The 16,975-nt window shown below is 53.8% G+C and carries 15 protein-coding genes and 3 pseudogenes; 9 read left to right on the top strand and 9 right to left on the bottom strand.

Annotation, left to right across the window (positions count from 1 at the left end; genetic code table 11):
- The first annotated feature begins 8 nt into the window (after window positions 1-8).
- Together H2515_RS03520 and H2515_RS03515 are read left to right on the top strand one after the other, a co-directional pair.
- Entirely contained in the window at window positions 9-383 is a 375-nt protein-coding gene (locus H2515_RS03520) for a sulfite exporter TauE/SafE family protein (protein WP_232821533.1), read from the top strand.
- Between the two features lie 75 nt (window positions 384-458).
- Window positions 459-905 (top strand): Lrp/AsnC family transcriptional regulator, encoded by a 447-nt coding sequence (locus tag H2515_RS03515; protein WP_198660919.1) that lies wholly within the window; start codon window positions 459-461, stop codon window positions 903-905.
- A gap of 368 nt (window positions 906-1,273) precedes the next feature.
- Here H2515_RS03515 and H2515_RS03510 read toward each other — a convergent pair.
- Window positions 1,274-1,698, bottom strand: a pseudogene (locus H2515_RS03510) (transposase); the annotation flags it as partial.
- A 29-nt stretch (window positions 1,699-1,727) separates the two neighbouring features.
- Between H2515_RS03510 and H2515_RS03505 the strand changes: the two are divergent.
- A pseudogene (locus tag H2515_RS03505) lies at window positions 1,728-1,992 on the top strand (IS110 family transposase); the annotation flags it as partial.
- A gap of 224 nt (window positions 1,993-2,216) precedes the next feature.
- Here H2515_RS03505 and H2515_RS03500 read toward each other — a convergent pair.
- The 7 genes from H2515_RS03500 to H2515_RS03470 all read right to left on the bottom strand — a co-directional run bounded on the left by H2515_RS03500 (window position 2,217) and on the right by H2515_RS03470 (window position 10,067).
- The gene (locus H2515_RS03500) at window positions 2,217-2,582 is read right to left on the bottom strand and encodes a cytochrome o ubiquinol oxidase subunit IV (protein ID WP_035192239.1); all 366 of its coding nucleotides are present in this window, start codon (window positions 2,580-2,582) and stop codon (window positions 2,217-2,219) included.
- Complete coding sequence (locus H2515_RS03495) at window positions 2,579-3,214, bottom strand: cytochrome c oxidase subunit 3 (RefSeq protein WP_014029927.1); 636 nt, start codon at window positions 3,212-3,214, stop codon at window positions 2,579-2,581. The genes H2515_RS03500 and H2515_RS03495 overlap by 4 nt, the downstream gene beginning before the upstream one ends.
- Window positions 3,215-3,286: 72 nt before the next feature.
- Entirely contained in the window at window positions 3,287-5,422 is a 2,136-nt protein-coding gene (locus H2515_RS03490; RefSeq protein ID WP_198660918.1) for a cbb3-type cytochrome c oxidase subunit I, read from the bottom strand.
- A 22-nt stretch (window positions 5,423-5,444) separates the two neighbouring features.
- Complete coding sequence (locus tag H2515_RS03485; protein WP_014029929.1) at window positions 5,445-6,416, bottom strand: ubiquinol oxidase subunit II; 972 nt, start codon at window positions 6,414-6,416, stop codon at window positions 5,445-5,447.
- Window positions 6,417-6,758: 342 nt separating this feature from the next.
- Entirely contained in the window at window positions 6,759-7,619 is an 861-nt protein-coding gene (locus tag H2515_RS03480) for a DUF1641 domain-containing protein (RefSeq protein WP_035192235.1), read from the bottom strand.
- A 52-nt stretch (window positions 7,620-7,671) separates the two neighbouring features.
- Entirely contained in the window at window positions 7,672-8,979 is a 1,308-nt protein-coding gene (locus H2515_RS03475; RefSeq protein ID WP_014029931.1) for an NAD(P)/FAD-dependent oxidoreductase, read from the bottom strand.
- Window positions 8,980-9,131: 152 nt separating this feature from the next.
- Window positions 9,132-10,067 carry a sulfur oxygenase reductase family protein gene (locus H2515_RS03470; RefSeq protein WP_014029932.1) on the bottom strand — a complete coding sequence of 312 codons (936 nt, stop codon included), beginning with the start codon at window positions 10,065-10,067 and terminating at the stop codon, window positions 9,132-9,134.
- Window positions 10,068-10,441: 374 nt separating this feature from the next.
- Between H2515_RS03470 and H2515_RS03465 the strand changes: the two genes are divergently transcribed.
- From H2515_RS03465 to H2515_RS03455, 3 genes are all read left to right on the top strand, one after another.
- On the top strand, window positions 10,442-11,791 hold the full coding sequence (locus H2515_RS03465; RefSeq protein WP_198660917.1) for an outer membrane protein assembly factor BamB family protein: 1,350 nt from the start codon (window positions 10,442-10,444) through the stop codon (window positions 11,789-11,791).
- A 181-nt stretch (window positions 11,792-11,972) separates the two neighbouring features.
- Window positions 11,973-12,791: a thiosulfate dehydrogenase gene (tetH, locus tag H2515_RS03460; RefSeq protein WP_198660916.1), complete on the top strand. Its 819-nt coding sequence runs from the start codon at window positions 11,973-11,975 to the stop codon at window positions 12,789-12,791.
- Window positions 12,792-12,954: 163 nt separating this feature from the next.
- On the top strand, window positions 12,955-14,037 hold the full coding sequence (locus tag H2515_RS03455) for a TQO small subunit DoxD (protein WP_198660915.1): 1,083 nt from the start codon (window positions 12,955-12,957) through the stop codon (window positions 14,035-14,037).
- Between the two features lie 348 nt (window positions 14,038-14,385).
- On the opposite strand, the gene H2515_RS03450 is transcribed toward H2515_RS03455, so the two are convergent.
- A complete protein-coding gene (locus H2515_RS03450; protein WP_232821532.1) occupies window positions 14,386-14,532 on the bottom strand; it encodes an FMN-binding negative transcriptional regulator in 147 nt (48 codons plus the stop codon).
- Between H2515_RS03450 and H2515_RS03445 the strand changes: the two genes are divergently transcribed.
- The 3 genes and pseudogenes from H2515_RS03445 to H2515_RS03435 all read left to right on the top strand — a co-directional run bounded on the left by H2515_RS03445 (window position 14,531) and on the right by H2515_RS03435 (window position 16,969).
- Entirely contained in the window at window positions 14,531-14,737 is a 207-nt protein-coding gene (locus H2515_RS03445) for a hypothetical protein (protein WP_198660914.1), read from the top strand. The genes H2515_RS03450 and H2515_RS03445 overlap by 2 nt on opposite strands.
- A 97-nt stretch (window positions 14,738-14,834) precedes the next feature.
- A pseudogene (locus H2515_RS03440) lies at window positions 14,835-16,538 on the top strand (IS1634 family transposase).
- 95 nt (window positions 16,539-16,633) lie between these two features.
- On the top strand, window positions 16,634-16,969 hold the full coding sequence (locus H2515_RS03435; protein ID WP_198660913.1) for a hypothetical protein: 336 nt from the start codon (window positions 16,634-16,636) through the stop codon (window positions 16,967-16,969).
- The last annotated feature ends 6 nt before the right edge of the window (window positions 16,970-16,975 follow it).

Genomic DNA, 16,975 nt, shown 5'->3' with positions numbered 1-16,975 from the left:
CCGCCCTTGTGAGTATTGGTACAGGTATAGGAGCGCTTTCTGCTCTACTAGGAATTGGAGGCGGCACGATTTTGGTTCCATTTTTCCATTGGTGTAATGTTGATTTGCGAAAGGCTATTGCTACGTCAACGACTTTGGGCTTTGGGTTGGCAGTTTTAGGCACTATCGGTTTCATCATGTCCGGGCTTGAACGGTCTGGCCTGCCTTCTGGCAGTTATGGTTATGTTTCTGTACCAGCTTTAATTGGCATATCTAGTACAGCAATGCTATTTGCGCCGTATGGCGTTTATTTGTCGCATCGCGTGCCTTTGCGTAAACTTAAACGTATATTTTCTTTGCTCCTATTATGTCTGGCGGTCAACATCGTTGTTGGTTTAATCTGAATATCTTATCGTGCAACAATTCTTTTTCTATTGTTTGTTGCCTTATCACCGGATTTTTACTTGTGAGAATACGTTATGGATAGTACCGACCATGAAATCCTTGCTTTGCTAGTGGAGGACGGTAGAATGTCTTTTGCGGATATTGGTAGAAGTATCGGGATAACCCGTGCAAGTGCGAGGGAGCGTGTACAAAATTTAATTGGGAATGGATTTATTGAAAAGTTTACAATAGTTGTAAACCCTGGACTATTAGATAGAAGCGTCTCTGCCTTTTTTGATGTTCAGGTGACCGCCCAAGCAATTGCTATCGTAGCAGAAACTTTAGCCAATCTAAAAGATGTTTCAAGTCTCTATATTATGAGTGATATGTGCAGCTTACATATGCACGTCTTAGTGAAAGATATGGGCGCGCTGGAAGCCTTTACTCATGCACATCTATTTGGTCATCCAGATATTGTAAACATACAATGTAAGATGCTTATGTCTCGGATAAAACAGCGACGCGGCGGTCCACGAATATAGTAGGATACGCATCATATTTATGAGACTCTTCATCCATATTCTGAGGCAATTCCTCATTTTGTACTATTTTCTGTGTGCTGAAATGGTAAAGATCTTCTGCGTCTACGCTCGCCTCGCCGTCTACTATCCCAGTATGGTTACATTTTTTGTGTTACCTAATGTAGCAAAGGCACCTGCAGACTGGGTAGAATTTCACCGTTCTTATGGCAAGTTGCAATTGTTCGCGAACGACCGCTTCCAGTCTGCTGCCGACCATCGGGGCTTACGGTGGACCCATTGGTCAAGACAGATAGAGGGTGAGTTTAAGCTGGTCCGGTTACTTCCACTGCAGCGGAATGGCGCTGCCCCAAATCATCCATGAGTAACGGCTACGCTGCGATCTTTGGATACTTGTCCACAATACAGGCCCCGCCGCCTTGGCCGGTCAGGCAAACCTGATCCGGTGTAGCATAACCGAGAGACTGGTGCAGACGGCGACCATTGTAGAACTCAAAGTAGGCGGTCAGCCCGATCATCAGCTCCGGCACTTTGCCATAGCCCTTTATGTAGACCTCCTCGTACTTTACGGTGCGCCAGAGCCTCTCCACAAATATGTTGTCCAAGGCCCGACCGCGGCCATCCATACTGATCCGTACATCATGTGCCTGAAGCACGCCAGTAAAGGCCTCAGAGGTGAACTGGCTGCCTTGGTCCGTGTTGAAGATATCTCCGGCGCACCATAGCGTTGCAGAGCCTCTTCCAGGCAGGCCACACAGAACTCCGCTTCCATGGTATTACTAATCCGCCAGCTCAATCCAAGTAAACCACAAGAATCAGGGTACCTCAGTTAACCAGAGCAGCGGCTTATTTTACAAATTTGGTGCGATTTGCCGCAAGGTCGCCAAAGTGGGCTGAAAGAGGTTCCAGACGCTTTGGTCCACCTGAAAACTCTATATCGCCTATGATGCTGGACACGATTCGCTAGCAATTAAAATGCCTTGAAGAGATGGACAAGGATACTGCAGAGATTGAAAAGCGTTTGACGCTGTGGAAGAAAGACCAGGAGGCAGTGACTCGATTGATGGCCATCCCCTGCGTGGAGCTGCTTGCTGGTGGTAATTCGCGGCAAACAGGTCGGTTTTGATCGCGCTCTTTCGTGGTGTCATCTGTCATACCCCATAATTTTCAAATGGTTATATTTTAACATATACGGCTGAAATGGGAAGATTCTTCGAGGCGCCCCAACGTCATCTCCCCTTCTATCGCGTGGGAGGGTTCAGCCACCGAACAGTGTCTGGTGTCTCCCGTCCCATGGGCATGGTATTTACCCTCTCAATGCATCCCAGGCATACCCGGAATCATGGGCATCGTCCGCAGATACAGCTGCGAGAACATCCACCAGGTCAACCCTATCGTAATTACAAACAAGGGAATAAACATGATCAGGGCAACGGTGTTCCAGATGCTGTGTTCCGAAAGGTCCATGTGCAGCAGGAAATAAACCTGTGCGATAATCGCCAGTCCGGCGCAACCCGTGATCGCCAGCAACAGAGCGAAAGGCGGCAATAGATGCCCGCTGACGAGAACGGTCGCCGCCGCCATGAGCAGTGACGCGACGATAAAACCCGTCACATAGCTGCGGTTATTGGCCATCTGCACTTCAGGATGCGCCAACGGGTTACCGTGTCCATGTCTCATGACATATACCCCCACAAATAGACAAACACGTAAATAAACACCCACATAACCGCCTGGAACTGCCAGAACATGCGCAGACTGATCAGCCGGCCGATGACATCCTCGGTAAATTCTTTACGCACCACCTGGTAGATCATCACCAGCATCCAGATTAAACCGAAGAAGATATGCGCGGCGTGTACCTGGGTCAGCATGTAGAATGCCGAGAGGCCCCCACTGGTCTGCGGGGTGATGTGCATACTGAACATCCGCAGAACATCGTGGATATCCAGCCCGAGAAAAACCACCCCCAACACGCCAGCCGCAAGCAACCCGTTGATTACGCCAGCCCGATTGCCACGCTTCAGTGCGGTCATCGAAAACCCATAGGCGAGCACACTGAGAAACAGCACCATGGTCTGAATGAAGGTGTACCAGGGCGCAACAAATTGCGCGGGCGTCGGTCCGGTATAATAGCTGTGCGCATAACTGAGCACACCGTAGGCCGCAAACAGCGTGGCGAAAAGCATGCCGTCGCTCAATATATACAACCAGAATCCGAAGGTGCGCGTGGAAATCACGTCATGTCCTTCATATTCACCGGCCCACAGCACCACCTTTTCCGGATCCACTTTCTCTGCTGCAGAACTCATAAAAACTCCTTATCTGTTTGTCGGTCAGGTGAGGCCGTGAGTCATATCACGACCTCACCTGTACCGCGCGCTTCAGGGACGATGATCGGGAGCACCCCGCAGGTTCGCGGAACCTTCGCCAGCCGCCCCAGAATCGTAAGCGATGGCGCCGCCAAGCACGCCACCGGAATGCCGGGGCAGATCGGCGCGCGGCATGGCGCGTTCCGCCTCACGATCCATACACTCCACTTCTTCCGCCGGGATGACATGGCCGGGATCCCCCTTCGCCGAGCGGTAGATCATCATGACGATGATGGCCAGGAGGCTGATCAGGGAGAGCCACCAGATGCGCCAGGTCAGAGCGAATCCCAGGACAAAGGTCAAGCCCCCGATAATGATGGCGATGCCGGTGTTATTGGGCATATGGATCGCGTCGTAATGGCTCGCGCGCCGGGCCGACAGCCCCTGCTCACGCCGCCACGCCACCTCGTCCCTGGCATTCACCTGCGGCACCACGGCAAAGTTGTAAAACGGCACGGGCGACGCTGTCAGCCATTCCAGAGAGCGGGAAGTTCCCCAGGCATCCGCAGCGGCCCGATGTTGCGCACGATCACGGATGCTCACGTACAGCATGACCACAAACGCCAGTATGGAAAGCACATACACCAGGATGCCAAGCACCTGAATATCCAGGTAAGGTGCCCAGTGTGGATCAAACGGCCAATCCAAACGCCGCGTCATCCCCATGAAACCTTCCATAAACATGGGAATAAAGACCAACGCAGTCCCGGCGCTGAAGAGCCAGAACATGGCCTTGCCCCAGGCCTCGTTTAATTTATAGCCGAATACCTTGGGAAACCAATAGATGACGCTGCCGAAAATCGCATACACGATGCACAGGAGCATCATGTGAAAGTGCGCCACGACGAATACGCTGTTATGCACCATATAATTGATGGCCGGAATAGACAGCATCATCCCCGTCAAACCGCCCACCAGCAGCAGAAATAACGCGCCTAACGCCCAGCACATGGCGGCCGTATAGGTCAGCCGCCCACGGTACATGGTAAATGCCCAGTTGAACACTTTGACACCGGTGGGAATCCCCACCAGCATGGTCGCCACACTAAACTCCGTACTCACATAGGGTCCCATACCCATGGTGAAAAAGTGATGCAGCCAGACCAGCCACGATACGCCCGCGATGGCAAAAGTCGCCAGCACCATGGTGACATAGCCAAAAAGCGGCTTCTCGGAAAACGTGGGGATGATTTCTGAGATCATTCCGAATGCGGGGAGAATGACAAAATATACTTCAGGATGACCCCAGAGCCAGAAGAGATTGGTATACAGCATAAGGTTTCCACCAAACCCCGCTGTAAAGAAGTGCGTACCCAAATAACGATCAGCTGCCGTCAGTCCAATCGCCACCTGCAAACAGGGAAAAGAGGTCAACGCAATGATGTTGGCGGACAGCGAAGTCCAGGTAAACATCGGTAGGCGCGACCACTTCATTCCTGGTGCCCGCATTTTTACAATGGTCGCGATGAAGTTGATGCTACCGAGGGTCGTGCCGAGCGCCACCAGTTGGAGCGTCCAGATCCAGTAGTCCACACCCACCCCTGGACTATAGGCCAGTTCAAAAATAGGTGCATAGCCAAACCAGCCGTTGTGGGCAAAATCACCCACAAACAAGGAAGCCATGATCAGCACAACGGCCGCCGCCGTAATCCACAATCCGAGGGCATTGAGATAGGGATAGGCCATATCACGGGCACCAATCTGCAATGGGATCACAATATTCATAATACCGACCAGTAATGGCGTGGCCGCCAGGAGAATCATGATCAAGCCATGTGCACTATAAACCTGGCCAAAATGAAAGGGGGTAAGATAACCGTGTATGGCGCCCATCATTCCCGAAGCATGTGGACCGACCGCCATCGCCTGCTGAGTGCGCATCATCAGACCATCAATGAAACCCCGAAATAGCATGACCAAGCCAAGAATGATATACATGATCCCCAGTTTTTTATGGTCCACCGTGGTCAGCCATTCTTTCCAGAGATAACCCCACTTCCCATAATAGGTAATACCGGCGACCATCAGCAGTCCGACCACCACCACGACCACGAATAACGGCGCAAGAATTGGATTCGTATAGGGAATTTCGGAGAGTGCCAGGCGCCCCAACCACGGGTTCCATGGACCAGGTAAATTTACAAGCATAGCGATTTCTCCTTCAATCCGGTTAAGCCCGGTGTTCCGCGGCCTGTTTCTTCAAATAGCCCACCATGTTTTCGGTCATAAACATGGGCAAAGGCCACTTCCTGCCATGCATCACTTCCAGGATGACCTGATTAAATAACCCCTTCTGAACCTGAGAAAAATACTCTATCTTATTGTTTATGTTTATATAAGGTTCGGCAAACTGGTTAAATCCCGCAATGCTCAAATTGCCGGTGGATTGCTGGGCATGGTGCACCCAGCTTGCGAAGTCACCCTTGGATAGCACATGGGTCTTAAAGAGCATCCACGAGGTGCCAGCACCACAGTAATCGGCAGCGACGCCCTGATACTGACCAATGCTGTCGCTCTCCAGAGCATCCTTGGTCCGCATGCCGGGCATCACATCAATCATCCCCAGCAATTGCGGCACGAAGAAATCCGTCGTCACCGCCGTAGAAGTCAGTTTGAAGAAAACAGGGGTATGGGCAGGCACCACCAGTTCGTTAGCCACCGCCATATGGTATTGCGGATAAATGAACAACCATTGCCAGTCCGTGGCAATCACATCCACCTCGATGGGATTACCATGGGGTTTCATGTGACGGGTAATCACCGTCGGATTATATGGGTTAACGGCAAATGATCCATTTATCGCTACCGCCCAAGACAGAAACCCTACGGCCACGATGGGAATACCCCAGACGAACACTTCAATCGTGGTCGAATGTGCCCATTTCCCATCATACGTACCGCGGTTTTTACCCTTGTGATAACGCCACATAAACCAGACAATCATAATGCCGGTCAGGCCGACGATACCCAACATCACCACCACGTCGATCATCATGTAATCAAAACTGGCCTTGGCGCCGACCCCGCGAGGATCAAATATCCACCATATAGAGTGCGTCGCGCAGCCATTCAGTAACAGCAGTAAAGGAGCCAGCGCCACATAGCGTACCCAGCGTAGCTGTTGCCATTTTCTAGTAAACATGCGCACCTCTCTGTATCTAAAAGATTGATATTATGCAGTTTTAATGGGATAGAGGCCCATGACCTGTATCTACGATGGGTGGCTCATCTAAAACCTCGCGCGTCGGTTGCCGAGTGGAAGGTCTGAACGCGGTGCCGGAGGCGGCGCCATAGCCGATCCCGGCGATTGCTCGTCGGCGTGATAGCGATATTCGGCAACGACCGTCCTGGCATCCCAGTTACCTCGTTCACGGAGCAGGTAGTCGCCGCGCCCTGGATCGGCGCAAATTTTCAGCGTAAAATCAAAGTTCTCATGGCGACAGACCGCGCCGTTAATAGTCGTTGCCCACGTCCCGTCCGCAGGTTACCCTGCGGTGTGTTTTGGTAATACCCCTGCTTTTTCCAGATAAGTCGGCAGGGTTGCCAAGACCCGGATGCCACGCTGTACATTGGGATCTTTAAGCATGTGGTAGAGCCCGGCAATGCCGCCCGCCTGGTCTTTGGGCTCATGTTCGGTGGCTTCGGCGAGGGCCTGAGTCATTGCCTTGCCGCCGTGCATCAGGCTGGCGACGAGAGCCGGGAGCGGACTGTTTCTGCTGAGTTCGATGAAGGGACCGATCAAGGACTCGATGTCGATGGTCTCCGTCATGAGCCCGATCTGACGGCTGATGTCGGCTACACGGTGCAGATTGCCGTCCTCTTGCAATTGCTTGAGCAGGCGTAATGCTTCGACAATGGTGGTATCCGCCGAGGTCTCTTCCCAGAGGTCGCCAAGTTCCTTGAGTCTGGTTACCAGCGCGTTACCGGCCGGTCCCTTGAGGAAGGTCAGGATATCATCCACGCGCGACAGCAGGTTGCCCAGCATGTGCAGTGCCGCCAGCCATTCGGTAACTGGGATGGTGTGCAGGGTTTCGAGAATTTTGGGTGCCAGCGGTGCCAGGAGTTGCAGGCTTTCGGTCACAAAAGCGGCGTTTTCACTGATGAGTTTGAAGGCGCCAGCCTTGCGCAAGGCCTTCATGGTTTCCAGAATTTCCTCAATCCCGCCATCCAGATCAAAACGCTCGTTCCATTGACCGGCACGTAGTGCCATTGCCATGGGCAAGGTGCCCGCCGGGCCACCCATGAACTGCTCGGCGCCATTGGCGAGATCGCCCAGGCGGGCGAGCCCCACCCATTGCTCGGGGGTTAAAGAGGGGATAAAAGCGTCTTTCGGTTGTGCTGCCATGTGCTGTCTCCTTATGCTTTGCTCGCGGATCAGGGGCCGTAGCCCCCTTGCGTCAGGCCGCGAAGAGTTTCTCGGCAAGCAGTTGAGAGGCATCCAACCCCCACTCCGGCATCTTGCCCTTATTCTTAAAGAAGAGGTTTTTGTATTGCATCTTCAGCAGGAAGGGCATATGGCCCATTTTCAGGACCTGATCCGGACCACCAAACCAGCTGTTGGAACGGATATAGAAGGCTTGGTTGTTGCCCATGTCACCGATGCAGTAGACCACGGGCTCCAGCGGCTTGTCGGCTTCTGCCGCTGCTAGCTTGCCCAGATCCTTAGCGATCTGCCTGGCCACGATCGCGCACTGGGCATGGCCAATGCCGCCGAGCTTGGGCACGGTGATGGCGGCCGCGTCCCCCGCCGCAAAGATGTTTGGATACTTTGGGTTACGCATGGTCACGTCGGTCACCACAAAGCCCTCATTATCACTGATCGGGAGCCCCTTCATGAAGTCGTGGGGTACCCAGTCCGGAAAGACAATTTTCAACTCCGCCTCGATCTTTTTGCCGCTGGCCAGTTCGACCCCCTCTTTCGTGAGACGGGTAATGTCCTTGGCTTCGTTGACGTAGTTAAAGCCCATGCCTCCGGCAATTTCCAGCAGCTTGCCGACTACTTTTTCACCGGCATCTTCGGCGATCAAGCTGCCTGGAGTGAAGACCGTGATTTTGTCCGGTCCACCTTTGCCATGCTGACCCAGCCAGGTGGCCATGGACAGCATGACCTCAACGGGTGGTCCCTCGCAGGCCGCTTCAGCACGGGGGAAAGGATGCCCGCCATACAGAGTGATGTCTTTGGTGCCATCACCCTGATGGAACCGGGCAGAACCAACGGCGATGGGGCCGCCTTTGTAGTCATTGGCCAGAAAATGGCGCAGTTTGTTACCATAATAAAAATCGCTGACGGTCTGACCATGTTCGGCAAAGCCTTCGATTTTGTCATAAGCCAGCCGGTTGCCGACGGCAACAATCAGGTAATCATAGGAGATGCTATCCGGTGCGGCACCGGGCCGCTCATTGGGAACAAAGTCCACCCGCCGGGCCTCAGGATCAATGGCTTTGATTTCTGCCTGCAGGAATTGGACATGGTCCTCTTCCAGGGCGTCCGGGATGTTCATGCGTAATGTCTTGCCCGGATCACGGCCTTCAAATACTTCTGCGGGCACATTGGGAACGAAGAGCAGATAATCCTTGCGGTCGATGACGGTGATACGCACGGAATCACCACAATATTCACGAACCTTCTGGGCGGAGCCAAGGCCAGCAAAGTTACCGCCCAGGATGACGACATGAGAGTTCATTGAGAGTTCATAAGATTTCATAGATGTGTCCCTCCGATTTTTCGACATGAAAAAGTAGGAAAACTACGCATTACCACTAAGGGTAGTACAGATTGCGAAAAGTTCAACGGACCTCCTGCGAGATATTCATTCCGGTGCTTTTGGACAGGATATCCCCCACTAAATATTTTCCTTTAGAACATCAGTTTTTTGCGCCACATGCCCTGTTCCATCATGGGCGCAAAAAACATATAATAGGGACCCTTATCCAAGTGCTGTAATACGCCGTTGTTATGTATCTGGCGCAGGTCATAATCGACCATGACATAACCGAGTCCAGTATGCGCATGTGCAGGAGATTCCCATTCCATGTGAATCAGGTACTGTGCAGGTGTTTGTGCTGGAATAGGCGGCTGAGTAGGGATCTTGGATCCGTAATTGGTATTGTATTTCGGCGGGTTGGCACCCAATGTAGCTTTCAGCATTCCTTCAGGGTCAAGCTGAAACGATCCGATTGCCGAGGCTCCAGTTTGTTTCAGAATCATCCAGCCGATCATGCCCGGAACCGACGCTTTCAGCCATTCGAGAGTCTTGATAACACCCACCTCAAAGTCCTGTTCGTGCCCCTTCATAACCCAATGGTCCCCTACAGTGATAGCGCGTTGCTCCGCCAAAGCGACTTTAGGAACCGGTTGTTGCTTGGCAAAAGCATCTCCCAAAATGGTCGGCACGTCTGTTATTCCCATAATAGGCGGCAAGTCAGATTTGATTATCTCGTAATAGACTTCCCAGGGCCCTTCAATCACCATATCCAGACAGCTTCCACATAATTCGTAGATGGTATCAAAGTTGTCGTGATGCATTTCTTCGTGAGAATGTACATCTTTCCATACCGTGTATTGGTACATGGCGATTGGATTTAAGGTTTCCCGCATGTCTACGGAACCACCGCCATAGCGGCCTGCCATCGGATGAATGCCCGTTTGTATGAGTTGTTCAAAGCCCAGAAATCCCGGGTGGTTGGCCGTGGTAATACAGACTTTCGGTCCTACCTTCATCATGATTTCATGACTTTCTGGACGATTGAATATTTTGGCCTGATTGATCGCAATAATTGGGTTCTTGCTCATGGTTTGATCTCCTCTTGACATAAAATTGTCAGAATCTACCCAAAGCATCATAAATTTTACATATCACTTTGAGTGCTGTATGTGCGGCACAACACATACTTAATGTGTTGTGATGATTTATGATAAAACTTACCGACCAGATTTAACTATAGGCCTTTATGTGCCACTTTGCAAAATGCCAAGGCTGCCTGTAACAGTTTTATTGTATTTGATTGTGTATTTATATTTTTTTTAGTTCAAATTATCGTCTGAAGTTTAGACATTCAATTGCATTCTTGATGCAGTTTAATGGTTGGCATGGTACAACGGAAAAATAGACGGGGCCTTTCATCAGGGATGAGTTATCAATGACCGAACAGATAAGGAGCTGTCCAATGACTTTCAAGACCATCATGCGCCTCGGGCTCGCGGCTTGCGCCATTGCGACCGGGGTGAGTTGTACGGCGCAGGCGGCGGACACGCCTTCGTTCTGGCCGATGTATGCGATGCAGCCAGGCCATAATGCGGCGATGAAATCGCCGTTTCCGGCAGTGAACTGGACCTACGAGGTGCCGGGGGCGGCGGATGCGCGCAAGGCAGTGAAGAACAACACGATCATCCGTGATCTGGTCGGGTTTCCGATAGGAGTTGCGGTGGTCGACGGTGCGGTGTTCGCGCCGAACGATAACGGCTATTTGTACAAGCTCGATGCCAGGACCGGAAAGCTCGAATGGTCGTTCAATGCCCATAACCAGTTGATGAGCACGCCGGTGGTGGCCACTGCCGGTGGCAAGCAGCTTGTGTTCATCGGTGCCGGTAACTCGGTGTTCACATACAGCCATGCCAAGAAATTCGGCGTCAATGGTGTTGCGGTGATTCGTGGGTCCGATGTTTCGGCGGTTGATGCCGTCGATGCCGCGACAGGCAAGCTCGTGTGGACCTATGGGACCAAGGGCGAGGATATGCCCACGGCAGTGTTCGACAAGGGGATGCTGCTGTTCGGCAACGGTGGCGGGCATATCTATGCGCTTGATGCCGTGACCGGGGCGCTCAAGTGGAAGACCGCGATTATGTCCTTCGTCAGCATGTCGTCCGCCACGTTCGATCCGAAGAAGAATGTGATCATCATGGGTGGCACGCATCCAAGCAATATCTATGCGCTCGATGCAGCGACCGGCAAGCCGTTGTGGACGGTGCATCCGAAGAACATCTTTTCGAGCAGCGGCGGGGATGGAACCTGGGCGGTCGGGGGTGATGTCACGATCGGGCAGATCGAAACCCGGACGTCTTCCCAGAAGGCGACCTCGGGTTCGGAGGAAATCGCGATCGATATCGGGACCGGCAAGATCATGTGGTCGAAGACGCTCGGGGTTGGCAAGACGCCGCCGCGCAACAAGGATGCAGTTCCAGCGATCATGGATGGCGTGGTCTATACCGGCAGCCCCGTGACTCACGACGAATATGCGATCGATGCCAAGACCGGCAAGATCATCTGGACTGCGCCGCTCAAGGCGGGAATGAAAGCGGCCCCGACGATCGTGGGAGACGACGTGATCCAACCGACCGGCAAGGGCAAGATCTTCACGCTTGCCAAATTGAGCGGCAAGGTCACTCATGTTTATGACCAGAAGGAGGGCGGCTACGGCCCGCAAAACGGCGTTGCCGTGGGCAGCACGTATTTCATCGGTACCAATGATGGATTCATGCAGGCAATACCACTGAAGATGCTCGGCGCATCCGAGTAGGCTCGATGGCTGGTGGGGTCAGCGCGATTTTTTCGAAGTTCGGGGTTGAGACTGAGGCCTCGGGTTGGAGGGTTTGGAGAGCGGTTTGTCGAAGCGGCAGTCGTCGTCGGGTGGGAAGGTGAAGCTGTAAAGAATCTGTTGAGTGGTGTTCTTGTTGGATCAACCTGAAAGGAGAATGGACATGATCAACAAATCAAATCTGTTGAGCCGCAGAGAAGCAATGAAGCGTGCGGTACTGGGCGCAGGGGTGGTAGCGGTGGGTGCTATGGGCGCCAGCGCCAGCGCCAGCGCCATGGCTGCGGGGATGAGCGGAAACCCAGGTAACCTGTTGCCCCCCGGGGCCAGCACACTGCAGGAATTGAGTAACCGGCTGGCCAAAGCGCCCCGGCGGCGCGATTTCAAAACCGTTCCCATGATACTGACCAGCCCGGACCAATGGGACAGCGAGGCGCTGAACGAGGTGCTTCACTATGCTGGCGGTCCTAAACAGGTTTGGGATAACACCGTCTTGAAAAGCCCGTGGCTCAATCTCATGCGTAATGCCATGAACAGCCAGATATGGTCTTTCAAACATGCTGATTTCTTCTGCGTGTCTGCCACCCATGGTTCCGCGCATCTTGCCTTGTATGACAATTACATCTGGAACAAGTATCTCGCCACCCTCACCAAAGGCAAATGGAAAGCGAACGCTTGGTTGAAACAGCCCCCGGCATCGGCGACCAATCCGGCTGATTTTGAAGACGCAGAGGGCGTTTTCTCTCCCCACGACAACAGCATAATCGTTCTGCAGCGTCGTGGCGCTGTATTCATGGCGTGTCATAACGAGGTATGGGAACTCACCATGGGCTTGCACAAGAAAGGGATCAACCCGTCCAAGCTCAGCCATGTGGAAATGGCTGCGGAATTTACCAACCACCTCATTCCTGGCGCGATCCTGACACCGGGCATCGTGGGTACATTGCCGGAATTGGAACTGGCTGGATTCCAGTACGCGAAATAAATTCAGTTACTCACACGGAACGCCGCCTACCTCACCCACTGACCGTCAGCTAACAGCTTGATCATCGCAAGCTCATGGCGAGGCGGCATAGCAGGTGAGGTAGGGGGCGCGATGAGGCAATGTGAGCCGCACCCATCCGGATTCAGGTCCGACAGGAGGTTTCATGGCAACTACAATGTCTAACACTGCCCTACAAGACTCGGGCAATCGCAGCTGGCGACTCGCCGCTATCGCCCTGCTCGCGATTCGCTTCGTTCAGGGGTGGATTTACTGGGGCGGCGGGACTAGGCGTTTTATCTACGGCCCGCAAAAGCTGGACGTACATGATCACTGGATGGCCTATAAATTCCAGACGGCAATGCCCGGAGCCATACTGGATACGGATCATCTGATAGCATATCTATTGCATCATTTCACCCTGCTCTACGCCGGCGTGATCATTTTCAGCGCCGTTGAAATGATCGCTGGTTTCATGTTGATTGTCGGCTTGTATACCCGCCTCGCAGCCGTCGCCACCCTCGGCTTATCCTTCGTGCTGATGCTGCTGTTCGGTTGGCAGGGCGCCACCTGCATTGATGAATGGACCATGGCCGCCTCCAACTTTGCTATGGGCACCACGCTGTTTCTTGCCGGAAGCGGCGCGTATTCCGTGGACAACTGGCTCCTGTCGCGGAAACCGGCGCTGGCCAAAAATGGTCTGTTCCGCTGGCTGGGGGGTGCCCTGCCTTTGCCTTTGAGTGATGGCGCCTTCAAGAAGTTCGCGTTGACACTGTTCTGGATTACTGTGGTCTTCATCGTCGCCACTTACAGTTATTACCGCGGTTCGGTGTTTACGCCTTACCACGGTGGTCCGGTGAGTCCGGCAAAACATCACTGGAAGTTGGACCATGCCACGCTGCTGACGGACGGTGGTGTGACATTCCACGTCTATGTAGATTCCGGAGTGGCCGCCGAGCCGTCCAATGTGCTCGAGGCAGCGCTGGTCGATATCAGCACCGGCAAGCCAGTGGAGAAATGGACCAGTTCGACCCTCTCCGCGCTGCCCAAAAGTGCCTTTTCCAACGATTTTGCCTACCAGCAGATTCACACCGGTAAGTTCGGTATTACCGGACCTGTCGGTGCGCAGGCCACCGTACGCCTGCCGTCAGCGATGCCAAGCTGGGCAACCATCGGTCAAGGCTCTTACGTTCTGGAGCTGACCTCCGTAAACGGCCACGTATGGAAGGCACCGATACAGCATCCATGAGCACCATCTAGTGTAGTGTTGCATTTTTGATGCTGTTTAATGGTTAGCATGGTAAATAGGCTCCATTCTGAAGAGTCCGATGGAGTCAAAGCATTGCGAGTGGCACCCAAAGTGACTTTAACCAGCGAAGAGCAGTCTGAACTGGCAAGGATAGTGGCTTCCCGATTAAGCAGGGTCAGATTGTCGCAGCGTGCTCAGACGGTGCTACTGGCGGCTGGTGGTCTGCAAAACACCACCAAGCCGCGTTGGTATGCCGCGAGATCTGACCGATGAGTCCCAATGACCGCAATCAGTCTGCTGTCGACCATCAGGGCTCAGAGTTCAACCGCGACAGGGCAGCGGTAGCCGTCATTCGCCGGGGGCGAGGTACAAGAGGATATGATACGCCTCCGGACCATTAGCACCCATGCTGACCAGTGTCGCGAGAGGGTAACGCTGATTCCGTGCCCGTAAAATCTCAGAGCGCGTTTCTGCAAAGACTTCAGGGCAGTACATGGTCGATCTCATGGCGGATTTCCGCAGCATGGGTCAGCAGCACCATATGAGCGCCATCTTCCGGTCGATGATACTGAGCATGAGGAATGCAGGCGGCGATGGCCGCGCCAATGCTAGGGTTGATTACTTTATCATGGGCACCCCCGAGTTCGACAGTTCATCGGCAAAAATCGTCAATTTCGTAACATCGCCCCAGCATTCATAGGGGTTTCAGCGCCTATTTTCTAAAACTTCTGTGGTGGCACGTTTTATCACTTAGGCTCTTTTGTTGACATGCCTATGAACGCTGATAAAGTGGCGGCATGCATGTGAAGATCACCACCTCCGGCAGCCGCCGCTATGTCCAGCTTGTCGAGTCCTACCGGGATGATGCCGGAAAGGTCAAAAAGCGTACCGTCGCCACACTTGGGCGGCTGGATCAGGTCGACAGTCAGTTGAATGCCGTGATTCAGGGCCTGATGAAGGTCAGCGGCCAGGTGCCCACCCCGGCGCCAACGATTTCTTCTCCACCATCCATCGCTTTTGAAACAGCGCGTGCTTTTGGCGATGTCTGGGCCTTGACCGAACTCTGGAAGGAGCTGGGGTTCAGCGCCCTACGTCAGGTGTTCCGCAAGACCCGCCATACGACCGATGTGGAAGCGCTGATCCGGGTGATGGTCCTCAACCGGCTCTGCGATCCCGAATCGAAACTGGGCGTACTGCGCTGGGTGGAAACCGTCGCCTTGCCGGATGTCACCGTGACAACGATTACCCACCAGCAACTCCTGCGCAGCATGGATGCCCTGATGGAGCAACAGAGTGCCGTAGATGCTGTGGTAGCCGGACTGTTGCGCCCCCTGATCGATCAGGACCTGTCCGTGGTCTTCTATGACCTCACCACGATCCGCAGTGAAGGCCTGGTCACGGTTCCCCAGGACGTCCGTCAATTCGGGATGGCCAAGGAAGGTCTGATCGCTCGCCAGTTCATGCTGGGGTCGTGCAGACTGCAGAAGGTTTGCCGATCTACCATGAGGTCTTCGATGGCAACACCGCTGAGACCAAAACGCTGCTGCCGACCCTGGGCAAAGTGCTGGAGCGCTTTCCGACAGTGCGGCGCCTGGTGCTCATCGCGGATCGCGGGTTGTTGAGTCTGGACAATCTGGAGGCGTTGCAGGCGATCCGGCTGGCCAACGGGCAGTCGCTGGAGTTTATCCTGGCCGTACCGGGGCGGCGGTACCATGAATTTACCGATCTGCTGGATAGTTTCCAGCGGAGTCGTGCAACACTGCCACTGAAGAAGTCATCGGTGAGCGCACCTGGAACGACCTGCGGCTGGTTATCGCCCATGATCCCATGACGGCGGCGGACCAGACCGCCAAGCGGAATGCGCGGATCGAAGCGCTGATTACTCAGGGCGACCAGTGGGCCGGCAAACTGGATGATCAGGACGACGGCAAAAGCATCGGGGACGCAAACTCTCCGACAGCGGTGCCAAGGCACGCTTCTACCATGCCGTCTGCGAGGCGCATTTATCGCGCATCATCCAAGTCGATATGGCCGCACAGCAGTTTAGCTACGACATCGACAAAAGCGCACGCACCCTGGCGGAAAAGATGGATGGCAAGCTCCTGCTCGTGAGCAATGTGCAGGACCTGTCACCGGCGGAGGTCGTGGCCCGCTATAAGTCTCTCGCCGATATCGAGCGGGGCTTCAAAGTGCTCAAATCCGAGCTGGAAATCGGCCCGGTCTACCACCGCCTGCCCGACAGGATACGGGCGCACGCAGCGATCTGCTTCATGGCGCTGATTCTGCATCGGGTCATGCGCAGTCGTTTACGTGCGAGTCACACCGGGCTGACGCCGGAACGAGCCTTGGAGCAACTCCACCGCATTCAGCATCACCGAGTTCGTCTCAATGGCGCCCCACCCGTATCCGGGGTGTCTTCCATCCAGGAATGTCAAAGCGAGGTTCTGCATGCCCTCCGGGTAAAAAAACCAGCCGCGTCTCAGCAATTGACGCTGTTGTAGTGGAGCGTTTTGAAATCGCTATTTTCAATATCAAGGAGTTGCGAGATTAACTGTCGAACTCGGGGGGACCGGTTGATGCTCCGGAAATCTGGTCTGTGCTGCGCCGTCAGGACCATCTGCTGTTTACGCTCGCACGTCGAAGTCCTCGGTTGTTCCGTTTGGTGCTGCGCCTAAGTATGCGGGGTCTGCGCCAAAACCCGGAGCGGTTTTCTGCGAAGCTGGCAGCGAAAATGAGTGACCGCGATCAGTCGCTGCTGACGGCTCCAGATACGCTTGCGGTGCTGAATAATGATCTGCGGGAAGCGCTTCATCAAGGGACAAGCGGAATGGCAGATGATCTCATGGTATTAAGCTGGCCCTGGCCATTCCCGCTGGAAGATATTCAGGTACCGGTGCACTTATGGCAAGGTGCCCCCGAGTTCGACAGTTAATCTCGC

Origin of the sequence: Acidithiobacillus ferrivorans (assembly GCF_016250455.1) — a bacterium.
In the GTDB taxonomy this organism is placed as follows: Bacteria; Pseudomonadota; Gammaproteobacteria; order Acidithiobacillales; family Acidithiobacillaceae; genus Acidithiobacillus; species Acidithiobacillus ferrivorans.
The sequence above is the reverse complement of the archived record's forward strand: the minus strand, read 5'-3'. Positions and strand labels throughout refer to the sequence as shown.

What these genes read in the sequence shown, in the direction of transcription:
- H2515_RS03480 (WP_035192235.1), bottom strand. Translation starts at nt 7,619, where the DNA reads ATGGCAGCACAACCGAAAGACGCTTTTATCCCCTCTTTAACCCCCGAG.
- H2515_RS03470 (WP_014029932.1), bottom strand. Translation starts at nt 10,067, where the DNA reads ATGAGCAAGAACCCAATTATTGCGATCAATCAGGCCAAAATATTCAAT.
- H2515_RS03475 (WP_014029931.1), bottom strand. Translation starts at nt 8,979, where the DNA reads ATGAAATCTTATGAACTCTCAATGAACTCTCATGTCGTCATCCTGGGC.
- H2515_RS03455 (WP_198660915.1), top strand. Translation starts at nt 12,955, where the DNA reads ATGGCAACTACAATGTCTAACACTGCCCTACAAGACTCGGGCAATCGC.
- H2515_RS03450 (WP_232821532.1), bottom strand. Translation starts at nt 14,532, where the DNA reads ATGTACTGCCCTGAAGTCTTTGCAGAAACGCGCTCTGAGATTTTACGG.
- H2515_RS03445 (WP_198660914.1), top strand. Translation starts at nt 14,531, where the DNA reads ATGGTCGATCTCATGGCGGATTTCCGCAGCATGGGTCAGCAGCACCAT.
- H2515_RS03465 (WP_198660917.1), top strand. Translation starts at nt 10,442, where the DNA reads ATGACTTTCAAGACCATCATGCGCCTCGGGCTCGCGGCTTGCGCCATT.
- H2515_RS03485 (WP_014029929.1), bottom strand. Translation starts at nt 6,416, where the DNA reads ATGTTTACTAGAAAATGGCAACAGCTACGCTGGGTACGCTATGTGGCG.
- H2515_RS03515 (WP_198660919.1), top strand. Translation starts at nt 459, where the DNA reads ATGGATAGTACCGACCATGAAATCCTTGCTTTGCTAGTGGAGGACGGT.
- H2515_RS03495 (WP_014029927.1), bottom strand. Translation starts at nt 3,214, where the DNA reads ATGAGTTCTGCAGCAGAGAAAGTGGATCCGGAAAAGGTGGTGCTGTGG.
- H2515_RS03500 (WP_035192239.1), bottom strand. Translation starts at nt 2,582, where the DNA reads ATGAGACATGGACACGGTAACCCGTTGGCGCATCCTGAAGTGCAGATG.
- H2515_RS03490 (WP_198660918.1), bottom strand. Translation starts at nt 5,422, where the DNA reads ATGCTTGTAAATTTACCTGGTCCATGGAACCCGTGGTTGGGGCGCCTG.
- tetH (WP_198660916.1), top strand. Translation starts at nt 11,973, where the DNA reads ATGATCAACAAATCAAATCTGTTGAGCCGCAGAGAAGCAATGAAGCGT.